Below are 10,256 nucleotides of genomic sequence, written 5' to 3'. Positions count from 1 at the left end.
TCCAGATACAGCCGGACCGCTCGTGCCTTCAGCTCGTCCGGGTATTTCTTCGGTGCTGCCACGCGGGGCTCCTTCCCGGTCCTATCGGACCATGCTCAAAGCCCTCCAAGGAAGCGGGGGAACCTCAACGCCTACCGGGGTGGGTGCTGTGCTCTTGCGGCTCATCGGGCGAACAGCTCGATCAGGGCGAGGATTACGCGGATGACGGTGACGATGGTGTCCAGGTCGATGTCCATGGCTTGTGGTCCTACTCAGGGGATGTGGATTCGGGCTATGCGGATCAACGCCTGGATGACGCGCAGGGTGATTGCGTCGATGCGGTCCTGTATCCAGCTGCGCATCAGAAGATCATCAGTTCGACCGTGTTCCGGCCGAGTAGCGCACCGGGACGACTTTCGGTTTCGAGTCGGAGGGCGTATCGGCGCCAGTACAGGTAGCCGATGAATGCGGTCGCGAATGTGATGCTGGCGACGCTGCTGCGGATGTTGTCGTATTCGAAGCCGCTGCCGAGGATTCCGTTGACGGTCCAGGCGGTGATGTTGACCGCGGCGAGTGCGGCAAGGGCGATGACGGTTGCGGCGAGGGTTTTGCCGAGCCGGGTTTCGCGCTTCCAGACCTGCCGGAGCGTTGGCCGCTTTGGCTGGTGTTCGGAAAGATTGAGCGTCAAAACTTTGTAGTCGTCATGCGGCGTGCTCAATGGCCTGCTCCGGGTTGTTCTTGGGGATGACCTCGACGTTGCGCACGAAGAATGTGAGGGTCACGCTGGGGAGTGCATCGGGCGTATCGATGTTCTCGACGATCGGCCCCTCCTCGCTGATCAGCCAGGGGAATTCCTGTCCGTCGACCCACAGCTTCTTGTTCGCCCAGTCCATCTTGACGTCCCTCGGGTAGAAGGTGAGCGTCACGGAGGGCATGTAGACCGAAGGGGGAAGGTTGTTGATGGTCAGCCCGTCTCCGCTGATGTACCAGGGGAAGTCGATGCCGTCGATGTACAGCTTTTTCTTGGCGAGGTCGAGGGTGAGGTGTTGGGCGAGTTCGGGCATGACGCTCCTCTGTTGCCGGGTGTGACGCGTAGGCTGGGCGGACCAAGCAAAGGAGGCGATCCCCGATGGTCATCACTGGTGCGTTCCTCGCTGATCGCGCAGAGATGCGCGACGATGGCAAGTTGAACGTCTTCGGTGGTGCATGGGCGTGGACGAGCTTGCCGCTGCCGCCGGCGAATCTAGTGCTGCTGCTTGATACTGGCCCGGACGACGTCGGGCGGGTGTACGAGTTGGTTATCCGGATGATCGGTCCGGATGGTCTGGAACGGGACATTCTTCGCGGCGATATGTCGATTCCAGACCGCGGGATGTTCGCAATGATGCCGTTCGGGTTCCCGACCAATGCGGGACTGGGCTGGTATGCCTTCCAGTGCCGTATAGAGGGTCAGGATGCGTTGCCTGCGGTGTTCCGACTTGAAGTCCGGGACGGTCAGCCGTAGAACGAGAATGAGCAGTTGATTTCGGAGGTGCTCAGCTCCGGCCCGCCTGCTTCCGGTTCCAGCGTCTAGCGGGGGCGTCGTGGGACACACCAGGAGCCCGGTCCCACGAGTTTTGGGGCCGAATCTGAGATGCGACCCTTTGGGTTATGTGTCTCGTCCGGCTGCGTGGCGTGTTTGCTTCTCGTATCGGGCGAGGTCGATTAGTCGGTAGAGTTTCCGGCCTTGTGGGTCTTGGCCTTGGGCTTCGATTTTGCCGAGGCTGGCCCATTTGCGGATGGTGGCGGCTTGTACGCCGAAGATTGCCGAGGCTTCGATGGTGTTGAGTAGTGTTTCGATTCCATCGGTGCCGAGAATCGCGTCCATGTGTCTCCTGTGGACGTCCGGCCCTGATTTCTGCGTGGCGACTGTTTTTGAGCAGCCTGAACTACACGCACAGGTGTGAAATCATATTAGCACACCGTTTCGCGATTTCAAGCGTTTTCGGGTGTTTTCTCCAGAATTGTGTCCAAGATCACGCGAGTGTAGAACTCGTAGTGGTCATTCTGGATCAGATGCCCGCAATTCCCGCACTGAATTTGGTCGTTGTGCGGCTCGATGGTGCGCAGCAGTGTCCGCAATTCGCATGCCGGGCACGGCGCCGGCAGGATCTGCCGCGGCTTCGTCAGGCCAAGCCGGGAACGGATTTGGCCGTGCAGGTCGCGCAGTTCGACGATGCGGTCCCGGATGTCGGGTAGGGCAGCGAGTTCCGCCGTCCGGGGCTCCAGGTAGGTCCAGGCGGCGCGCACGCGGACGAGTTCGGAAGCCCAGACGTCTGGGGCGAGTGTTTCGCCGCGGAGCGCTGTGAGGTCGGCGTGGATCTCGTTCAGCGCACGGGCGATCTGCGCCGCGGTGACAGAAGCCCACTCGGCGGGGTGGCCATATTCGCGGGTGCGGCTGGTTCGTTCGGCGCGTTTGCGGCGCGGCGGCGTCGGCATGTCAACGTGCAGGTGTACCCAGTCCGTGACGAGTCGACTGAGCAGGCGCGCTGTGCGCCGCTGGCAGCCTTCACAGATGCCGTCGTGGGTGAGTCGGGGATTGCCGTCGACGTCGCGGCAGTCGGGATGCTGGCACGGCGCAATAGCCATATGGGTCCTCCTGATTGGGCGTGGGGGTACGCACTTTCGCGTACCCTCTGGCTCGCTGAAGGTTGAATCAGCTGTCGCTGGCGGGCGGTTCGGGGTCGGGCTCCGGCTCGGGTTCGGGCGCTGGGGCGTACACGGGTTGGATCTCGTACCTGACGCCGGTTTGCATGCGGGCGGTGGTGCAGGCTTCGGCGGCTTCGTCGTAGGTCGCGTGCTCGACGCCGCCGTCCCCATCGGCGTACCAAGGCCCTTCTACGCGTTCGCGGCGCGCGACGACGTATGCGGTGGGCTGTGGAATGGGCTCGGTCATTTGTCCTCCTGGTTGTGGATGGATGTGGATATCGGCGGGACGCTCATTCGCCCCGCCGACGCCGCTCTAGGGCTAGGCTTGGCCGCGCGAGGCGATGCGGGCTTGATGCGCCTGCCAGTCGAGCGTGACGATCGACTCACGCCCGTCGCGGTTCTTCTTGATGTGGAATTCCACATCGCCGGTGGGTTGGTCGTTGATCTGCGGATGGTGGATCAGGATCACGGTGTCGCTGTCCTGCTCCAGCGCGCCGCTTTCCCGGAGGTCGGAAAGCTCCGGGGGTCGCTTGTCCTTCGCCGCACCACGGTTCAGCTGGCACGCACTGATGAGAGCAACGTCGAGATCGCCCGCCATCACCTTGAGGTTGCGCGAAATGTCCGCGATCTGCTCTTGCCTGGGCATGCTTTTAGTCGACGCCTTCAACAACTGGACATAGTCAACGGCGACGAAGTCCAAGCCTTCGGTGTGCTTGATGCGACGCGCAATGTCGTGGATCTCATCAACGGTGATCGGCGTCTTGGTGCAAATCTTCAGCTTCACATCATGAGCGTCAGTGGCGAATTCTGAAACTCGCCCCAGTTCGAAGTCGTCGAGCCGTCGTTGCGTGATGTGGCTGTATGACGTGCGGCTGCGGTCAGCCATGATCCGCGACATGATCTCCATCGCGCCCATTTCGACCGACACCAACAAGCCGCGGTAGCCACGCATGCCCGCATAGGCGGCATAGTTGGTGAGGGCGAGGGACTTGCCGCCGCCTGGACGTCCGGCGAACAGGTATGACTTTCCGGGCTGGATACCGCCGTTCAGCACTTCGTCAACCTCGGGCCACGGTGACGCGATCGTGCGAACCATCTCGGGCGGTGCGGTGACCCATTCCATCCACTCGGGGATGAGGTCGACGAAGTCCCGGAGATGGTCCGGTTGCTCGGCGGCAGTGAAGGCCGCAAGCTGCCTATGCAGTGTCGCGATCACGTCGTTTGCTGGCAGCTCTTGCGCTGCCGCCAATGCCTTTTCCAGCATGATCACAAGGGGCGGCTTCTGGAAGCTGTGAGACTGTTTGAAGTCGTCGAGCGTGAAGCCTGCCGCGATGTGGTCGGCGGCATCCTTGCCCGTTGCTGGTTCCCATACGGTCACCTCGGCGTGGCCGTCGAGCAGTTCGACCAGTTGTGCGGCGTGCGCCTTTCCGGGCGCGTCCATGTCGCGGATGATGCGGACCTGTTTGCCGTGCAGCGGGGTCAGGTCGAACAGGTGGGCTTTGCCTGCGCCCATTGCGGTGCACGTGGCAACGGCGCCCGCCGATTCGAGCGCGAGGACGTCCTTTTCGCCCTCGGCGACGTAGACGATGGAGGCATTGGCTAGGGTGTCGACGCGGAACAAGCTGTTGCCGTGGGTGTTCCCGGACTGCCGAAACTGCTTGCTCGGTGTGCGATAGACGGTCCGGTTGTCGGGGTATTCGTAGGTGGCACCACGCGGAGTATCGAATAGGTCGGCGAGGGTGAGGCCGACTGCTTCGAGGACCACGTCTGTTGGATCCGAGTGGGAGTGCAAGAGCACCTGTTCGCCGATGTCGCGGATGGACACGGACAGGTCGGCGGCTGAGTGTCCGGGCGCTTGGGCGGCAGCTCGGCCGTGGCCGTTGTCTTTGACGTTGAGGCCCTGGGCGCGGAATGCGTCGACGATGCGCTGGAAGGCAATCACAGGTCCACCGCCGCGACCTTGTGACGCTTCTGGAGGATGGCTGCGACCAGCTCACTGCGGTTGTCGTCAATCCACTGGGTGAGCTGCCGGATTCGGTAGTCGCGTCGTTCCTCGCGCGGAACGTCGTCGGGTGCTTCGAAGTCCGGTTGCGGTATCCCGCTGAAATCCTCGATCGCGCGGCCGTTGGGGTACTGCGACCACGTGTTGAGGAAGTCGTTCACGTGGTCGGCCGACGACCAGACGGGCTGCCGCTTGCAGTAGGCGATGACGTCACCGGGCTTGATCGGGAAGGCGTTGGCCTGCTGATAGTGGGTGTAGACCGCGGCCCTGGCTTCGCTGGGCCACACGGGCTGACCGGCGAAGCAGTACGCCCACGCTTCCGACGTGGGGTCGTCGAACTTGATGTTCTTGCGGTCGAGCCGTTCGGCGATTTCGAGGACGTCGCAAGCGATGTGAACTATTTCGGGGGTGGGCTGCATGGGGGTGCTCCTGGTTAGGCTGCGGGCTGGGCTTGCTGGGGCTGGCCGATCCTGGCGAGCAGGCGCGCGCGGGGGTCGTCGGCCGGGGAAGCTTCGGCGGTGGCAGCTTTGGCGACTTTCGTGTAGTGCCAGCCGATCGAGGCGGGGGCTTCGGCTTTCGGATCGGTGGCCCATGAGGTCACTGCTTTGCGCACAAGGTCTTCGGGCTTGCCCTCGCGCAGTAGGAGGCCGATCCGCTTGCAGAGGTCGGCGCAAGTCGCGTCCGTGAGGAGATGGTCTGGAACTAGCTCGCGAACGATCGGCCAGCCGAGTCGATCACGTGGCAAGCCGGGCTCGTTCATCAACTCTTGCTCCGAGGGAGCGCGGCGTGGCTGCCGCTTTCGATCGTCCTTCGCGCGCGACGGGTTAAGGGATGGATCAGTGGATGGTTTAAAGGATGGTTTGTCCGAACTGTGGTTCGGTCCGTGGGAACGTTCCACTTCGGTCCGTGGATGCGCGGTACTTCGGTCCGTGGTTACGTCCTGCTTCGGACCGTTGTTACGCGTTACTTCGGTCCGAATGGCATCGTCGGTGTCGCCGCCCGTGGCAACCGCCTTCTTCTGACGACGCTTCTCAGCCCGCTCGGCGAGCCGTGCCCGCTTTTCCTCGCGCCATTGGTCGATCGTGTCGGGGCGAACGAGATTGATCGGCAAGTCGTAGACGATCGGCCGGTTGTCCGCGGGCAACCCAGCGGCAGGGGATTGGTCAGGGGACTTCACCAGTAGGCCAGCGTCGACGAGCTTCTTGACGATCTCTGTGACGTTGCGCTCGGTGCAGCGTGCCCGGTATGCGACAGTAAGTTGCGAAGGGTAGGACGCGCGGCCCTGCTCATCCGCGTAGTCCGCGAAGATGCAGAGTACGAACAGCTCCGCGCCGCCGATGCTTTTCATCTTCGGCGAGGTCTTCGGCGGAATATAGGTCGACGCCCATTTCCAAGCCTCGATGCTCACGCAGCCGCCCTTCCTGTGTCGACCCAGCGGTCACCCGCGAGATCAGTTCGGAGTTGAGCGTCGCGCCGTTCGAGGTATTCGCCGAGTTCCCGGTACAGCTCCAGCAATTCGAGTTCGTCTGCTTCCTCGCTGCGCTCAAGGAGACGCTCCACGGCGAGTGTGAAGGCCGTCCGGAACAACGATTTGAAGTGCCGTTGCGCCGCAATCGTGGGCGTGTATCCGCGCGCCCATTCTTCGAAAGCCTTCTGTACGGCAGGAGAATGCCGTATAGGAATTGGGTTGCCGTCGTCAGAAAGACCATCAACGGCCACTTCAGGTGCGTCGATATCCGTCGGAATGCGTTGACCAGCTTCGGAGTTGCTGGTAAAGTCATTGCTGGTGCTCAAAGCTAAGCGTCTCCCGTATATTGGCGGGTGGGCAATCTCGTACAGCGGGCAGCGAGAACTCCGAAGTGGGGCGCGACTGCCATCGCGCCCCACTTCATTTGGGCTCAGAACTCGTCGAGGACTTCGATCGTGGTGTTGGCGAAGGCTTCGACTTCGATTGCGTCGGCCGCGACTCCGAGGATGCGGATCAGGTCGTCGGGCGTGTAGCCCAAGCGGGGGCGGATCGTGGCGAGCCCATCCGAGTCGATGTCGATTTCGGCGGTGAGCCGGGCGGGCTTGCGGCCCTTGATCTTCTGAATGGTCTGGTCACCCGCAGCGCGCTTCAGCTCGAAGGGGTTGAAGGCGAACGCGTCTTCTGCGGGCGTGCCGATGCCGAGCGTGGTGGTAAACCGAACGACAATGTTCGTGGCGGTGGTCATCTCGACTCCTGGGTGCGAGGGGTGTGCCCGCGGGCTGTGCGGGCAGGAAGGTGCTGGACTGCCGCCTCCGCGACGGGGTCCAGTTGTGGCGCCGCGTAGCCGAGGGGGGTCGGCTGGCGGTGTGGGGGAATGGTTGCTAGGGGCGTCGGCCCCTAGGCGACCTCCGCAGGCTGCGATTTGGCATACGAGACGAGTTCGTCATGGTCGAAGAACACTCGTCCGCCGTCTATGCGGGCGATGATTGCGCCTCGCTCACGCAAGCGGTCCAGCTGGCGGGGCGAGATCGACAGCATTTGGGCGGCTTCGCCTTTTCCGTAGCGGATGCGGCGTCGTTCGGCGCGGTTCTGCTCAGTGCTCACGGCGCCGAGACGGGCGAGGGTTGCCTTACTCATGCTGCGCCTGCTGTAGAGTGGCTAATTGGCTCGTGCCCGTTCTTGTTGGAAAAGGTGCGAGTCTTGGAGACGGCGGTACCCTGGCTAGCTTGGCGGTTGGGCAGGGTACCGTTCTCGTTGCAGGTGCACTTGCTGCGGCCTTCTTTGCGCTGTTCCTCGATCCAGTCCAGGACATCTTCGTAGTCGAAGCGGACCTGTCGGCCGAGCTTGAACGACTTCGGGCCGTAGCCGTTGTGCCGCATGTAGCGGAGCGTTCCGACTGGGAGCCGAGTCATCTCCGCAACCTCGTCATAGGTGAGCAGGCGAGGGGATTCATAAGGGTGTGTCGCGACCAACCTGCGTGACCTCCTTCAGGTGATGTTGAGATCGCAGCGCGCTGCGATGATCGCATAAGTAGTGAAGCACATTGATTTGCTGCGTGTCAAGCAGTACGCTGCGAATCATGCAGGAGGAGCGAAGTACGGTCGAGTTGTTTGAGGCTGCGTTCGCTGAAGCGGTGCGAGAGTCGCGGCAAGAACTCGGGTGGTCTCAGCGTCGGTTAGCCGACGCGCTGGGCGAAAGAGGTATCCGACTTGACCCGACTGCCATCACACGGCTGGAGACCGGAAGGCGTCGAACCGGCCTCGGGGAAGCTGCGATCATCGCAGACATACTTGAGATTGACATCGCCGATCTGGTCTTCGAGTTGCAGCCGACGCACAAGCGGCTACAGAACGCCCGCGATGAAGCAAACAAAAGTATGCACGACGCACGCAAGTCACTTTGCGATATGGCCTGGGCCTTCTCTCAGGTCGACCGGTTGCTACGCGATCATCCAGACTTGCTGCCCACGGTCTCCGACCACGAGTACTCCAGTCCGAAAGTCCCAGACGACTATCTAAAGTGGGTCGGGAAGCGAATGGGCCGCATCTCTCGCAAAGGCTGGCGGGAGACGTTCGAAGCCGAAGAGCCCTACCAGCGCGACGACCTCCAGGGGCTCGTCGACCTGGTCGCCCACGATGTCGTGCGGCTGCCCGGCGAAGGGGTGGATGCAGACGACTCCGGACCCGCCCCGGACGTCTTTTAGCCGGCCCGCCGAGGGTGTGTCGCCTGCTCACAACGGTCCATCGACCTACTGTCTGCCTCCATGCCTGCGAATGGACACTTCGAGCCTGACATGTTGTGGGACATCGACGACATGTGCAGGTTCTTTAAGGTCCCGAAGTACACGGTCTACGAGTGGCAGAAGAAGGCTTACGGTCCTCGGCCTATCCGTGTTGGTCGCCATCTGCGGTGGAACCCGCGGACGGTGTGGGCCTGGGTCGCTGAACTCGAAGCGGGGACCTCCCAACCGGAGTGAACCCACTTTCCGCCTTCGAGGCGGAGAGTGGGTTTGTCGCCTGTAGCAACCCACGGTCGTCATGACGGTGGTTGCCCACGAACCCGTCCGGCTGTCTTTACTGGTCAATAGCCAGTAGTCCGTCCAGGTTGCCAAGCGCCTTGCGTGCGAGCGATAGATCGACGTGCGCATAGATGCGCTGCGCGGCGACGGAAGAGTGGCCCATAATCGCCATGCGAACTGACTCTTCCACTCCCATCTCCAACAAGAGAGTCGCCACCGTGTGGCGAGCATCGTGAAGGCGTACATCCGGGACCCCCGCCCGTTGTAGTGCCTCATGCCACCACGTGTTGTCGTACTTCTGCGGGATCGGGTTGCCTTTCTCGGTGACCCACACCAGCCCATATGGGTTGGGCGGCGCAGTCTTCTTATACTCCGCGAGGATCGCAGCCAATGGCTGGGGCAACGGGGTGAGACGCTTCGAACGCTCGGACTTCGGTCTCTTCAGCGCGAACTTCCGATACAGCGGCCGAATCTCGTAGCCGGGCGGTACATCAAACCGGTCGGGATCGTCGAGCGACGCGCCAGGTTTGGTGGCCATGGCCTGCAACTGCCAACTCAAATCCACAGTCAGCTCTTCGAGGTTCACGCGGTCCCACTCCAAACCCAGCAACTCACCCTGTCGGGCGCCGAGCATGAACGCCGCGGCCCAGCGCGTGACCATCGGATCCCCGGCGTCCATCGCGGCGAGTAGCACCTTGCGTGCATCGTCGGACTTGAGGGCCTGGCCCGACACCTTGGGTGCGGCCTTGGGCTTGGGGATGTGCTCGACGGGATTGGTGCGAACGCCGATGTTCTCCCTCATCGCGTCATCCATCGACTTGCGCCAGACGAAGTGCGTGAGCTGCACCATGCGGCCCGACCACTTCTCGCCCACCCACTTCAGATTGCCGCGCACGACTGCCGGCGTGACGGGCAGTGGCTTGGTCTTGCCGACGTAGGGCACGATCTGGTTGTCGATGATCTGCTTGTAGCCCTTGTAGGTCTTCGGCTCGGTGTTGGGCTTGACTATCTCGTCGACCCAGTAGGTGAGCCATTTCTCAACGGTCATCCGGGCCTGTGGCGTGTAGGTCCCGGCGTCGATCTCCGTACGCAGAGCGCGGAACTTCTGCATGGCTATCGCTTTGTCGGAACTCGACACGGTGGCGCGGCGCTTCTGTCCGTCGTCGTCTTCGTACGCGATGGCGCCGATCCAGAGAGCGTCGGCCTTGCGTTTGTAGAACGCGCCTTCGCCGCGCGGCCGACGTCGTTTATTCGGAGGCATATTCACTCCATCCCCTTGCCGATGGCTGTAGCTTAACTGTAGCATACGATAGGCAAGACAGGGCTAGACCGGTCTAACCATAAAGTTGTCCCTACCAGCACTTTTCGGAGAATGGGCAGCTCGCGCCAGGTATTAGCAGCCGACTGTTAATCGGCAGGTTTCTGGTTCGAGTCCAGATGGGGGAGCAGAAAACGGCCTCTGACCAGCAGTTCATCCTGCACGGTTGGAGGCCGGATTCGTATCCGAACCTGGAACCTCCGGAAGTCCTCAGCGTTCGTATGGCTGGCTACCAGTACGGGTCGGTTTAGTGAAGTGTCGGACGATGCGGAGAGATTCCGCG

Annotated in this window: 15 protein-coding genes; 2 read left to right on the top strand and 13 right to left on the bottom strand. The window is 62.2% G+C overall.

The window, feature by feature from the left end; translation table 11 throughout:
• Positions 1-340: 340 nt before the first annotated feature.
• Positions 341-697 carry a hypothetical protein gene (locus tag GVY64_RS33680; RefSeq protein WP_159850255.1) on the bottom strand — a complete coding sequence of 119 codons (357 nt, stop codon included), beginning with the start codon at positions 695-697 and terminating at the stop codon, positions 341-343.
• Complete coding sequence (locus tag GVY64_RS33675) at positions 681-1,043, bottom strand: hypothetical protein (RefSeq protein ID WP_159850253.1); 363 nt, start codon at positions 1,041-1,043, stop codon at positions 681-683. Before GVY64_RS33675 ends, GVY64_RS33680 begins: the two co-directional genes overlap by 17 nt.
• Positions 1,044-1,108: 65 nt before the next feature.
• On the opposite strand from GVY64_RS33675, the gene GVY64_RS33670 reads away from it, so the two are divergent.
• The gene (locus GVY64_RS33670; RefSeq protein WP_159850251.1) at positions 1,109-1,483 is read left to right on the top strand and encodes a hypothetical protein; all 375 of its coding nucleotides are present in this window, start codon (positions 1,109-1,111) and stop codon (positions 1,481-1,483) included.
• Positions 1,484-1,627: 144 nt separating this feature from the next.
• On the opposite strand, the gene GVY64_RS33665 is transcribed toward GVY64_RS33670, so the two are convergent.
• The 10 genes from GVY64_RS33665 to GVY64_RS33620 form a co-directional block, all read right to left on the bottom strand.
• The gene (locus GVY64_RS33665; RefSeq protein WP_159850249.1) at positions 1,628-1,846 is read right to left on the bottom strand and encodes a hypothetical protein; all 219 of its coding nucleotides are present in this window, start codon (positions 1,844-1,846) and stop codon (positions 1,628-1,630) included.
• A 107-nt stretch (positions 1,847-1,953) separates the two neighbouring features.
• Positions 1,954-2,607 (bottom strand): hypothetical protein, encoded by a 654-nt coding sequence (locus GVY64_RS33660; protein WP_159850247.1) that lies wholly within the window; start codon positions 2,605-2,607, stop codon positions 1,954-1,956.
• A 67-nt stretch (positions 2,608-2,674) separates the two neighbouring features.
• Entirely contained in the window at positions 2,675-2,914 is a 240-nt protein-coding gene (locus tag GVY64_RS33655) for a hypothetical protein (RefSeq protein ID WP_159850245.1), read from the bottom strand.
• A gap of 72 nt (positions 2,915-2,986) precedes the next feature.
• Positions 2,987-4,609, bottom strand: coding sequence for a DnaB-like helicase C-terminal domain-containing protein (locus GVY64_RS33650; RefSeq protein WP_159850243.1), 1,623 nt, complete (start codon positions 4,607-4,609; stop codon positions 2,987-2,989).
• Positions 4,606-5,088, bottom strand: a complete 483-nt coding sequence (locus GVY64_RS33645; RefSeq protein ID WP_159850241.1) for a hypothetical protein — start codon at positions 5,086-5,088, stop codon at positions 4,606-4,608. The genes GVY64_RS33650 and GVY64_RS33645 overlap by 4 nt, the downstream gene beginning before the upstream one ends.
• Positions 5,089-5,102: 14 nt before the next feature.
• Positions 5,103-6,077 (bottom strand): helix-turn-helix domain-containing protein, encoded by a 975-nt coding sequence (locus GVY64_RS33640; protein WP_159850239.1) that lies wholly within the window; start codon positions 6,075-6,077, stop codon positions 5,103-5,105.
• Positions 6,074-6,463 (bottom strand): hypothetical protein, encoded by a 390-nt coding sequence (locus GVY64_RS33635; protein WP_159850237.1) that lies wholly within the window; start codon positions 6,461-6,463, stop codon positions 6,074-6,076. The genes GVY64_RS33640 and GVY64_RS33635 overlap by 4 nt, the downstream gene beginning before the upstream one ends.
• Before the next feature lie 104 nt (positions 6,464-6,567).
• Positions 6,568-6,882, bottom strand: a complete 315-nt coding sequence (locus GVY64_RS33630) for a hypothetical protein (RefSeq protein WP_159850235.1) — start codon at positions 6,880-6,882, stop codon at positions 6,568-6,570.
• 152 nt (positions 6,883-7,034) lie between these two features.
• Positions 7,035-7,274 carry a helix-turn-helix domain-containing protein gene (locus tag GVY64_RS33625; RefSeq protein ID WP_159850233.1) on the bottom strand — a complete coding sequence of 80 codons (240 nt, stop codon included), beginning with the start codon at positions 7,272-7,274 and terminating at the stop codon, positions 7,035-7,037.
• Positions 7,271-7,609 (bottom strand): helix-turn-helix transcriptional regulator, encoded by a 339-nt coding sequence (locus GVY64_RS33620; protein WP_268895699.1) that lies wholly within the window; start codon positions 7,607-7,609, stop codon positions 7,271-7,273. The genes GVY64_RS33625 and GVY64_RS33620 overlap by 4 nt, the downstream gene beginning before the upstream one ends.
• Before the next feature lie 107 nt (positions 7,610-7,716).
• Between GVY64_RS33620 and GVY64_RS33615 the strand changes: the two genes are divergently transcribed.
• Complete coding sequence (locus GVY64_RS33615; RefSeq protein WP_159850231.1) at positions 7,717-8,340, top strand: helix-turn-helix domain-containing protein; 624 nt, start codon at positions 7,717-7,719, stop codon at positions 8,338-8,340.
• 370 nt (positions 8,341-8,710) lie between these two features.
• Here the strand turns inward: GVY64_RS33615 and GVY64_RS33610 are convergent, their stop codons facing one another.
• Positions 8,711-9,916, bottom strand: coding sequence for a tyrosine-type recombinase/integrase (locus GVY64_RS33610; RefSeq protein ID WP_159850229.1), 1,206 nt, complete (start codon positions 9,914-9,916; stop codon positions 8,711-8,713).
• Positions 9,917-10,256: the final 340 nt, after the last annotated feature.

The organism is Nocardia sp. CY41 (assembly GCF_009829325.1).
GTDB lineage: Bacteria > Actinomycetota > Actinomycetes > Mycobacteriales > Mycobacteriaceae > Nocardia.
The sequence above is the reverse complement of the archived record's forward strand: the minus strand, read 5'-3'. Positions and strand labels throughout refer to the sequence as shown.

What these genes read in the sequence shown, in the direction of transcription:
- GVY64_RS33675 (WP_159850253.1), bottom strand. Translation starts at nt 1,043, where the DNA reads ATGCCCGAACTCGCCCAACACCTCACCCTCGACCTCGCCAAGAAAAAG.
- GVY64_RS33670 (WP_159850251.1), top strand. Translation starts at nt 1,109, where the DNA reads ATGGTCATCACTGGTGCGTTCCTCGCTGATCGCGCAGAGATGCGCGAC.
- GVY64_RS33665 (WP_159850249.1), bottom strand. Translation starts at nt 1,846, where the DNA reads ATGGACGCGATTCTCGGCACCGATGGAATCGAAACACTACTCAACACC.
- GVY64_RS33660 (WP_159850247.1), bottom strand. Translation starts at nt 2,607, where the DNA reads ATGGCTATTGCGCCGTGCCAGCATCCCGACTGCCGCGACGTCGACGGC.
- GVY64_RS33655 (WP_159850245.1), bottom strand. Translation starts at nt 2,914, where the DNA reads ATGACCGAGCCCATTCCACAGCCCACCGCATACGTCGTCGCGCGCCGC.
- GVY64_RS33645 (WP_159850241.1), bottom strand. Translation starts at nt 5,088, where the DNA reads ATGCAGCCCACCCCCGAAATAGTTCACATCGCTTGCGACGTCCTCGAA.
- GVY64_RS33630 (WP_159850235.1), bottom strand. Translation starts at nt 6,882, where the DNA reads ATGACCACCGCCACGAACATTGTCGTTCGGTTTACCACCACGCTCGGC.
- GVY64_RS33625 (WP_159850233.1), bottom strand. Translation starts at nt 7,274, where the DNA reads ATGAGTAAGGCAACCCTCGCCCGTCTCGGCGCCGTGAGCACTGAGCAG.
- GVY64_RS33615 (WP_159850231.1), top strand. Translation starts at nt 7,717, where the DNA reads ATGCAGGAGGAGCGAAGTACGGTCGAGTTGTTTGAGGCTGCGTTCGCT.
- GVY64_RS33610 (WP_159850229.1), bottom strand. Translation starts at nt 9,916, where the DNA reads ATGCCTCCGAATAAACGACGTCGGCCGCGCGGCGAAGGCGCGTTCTAC.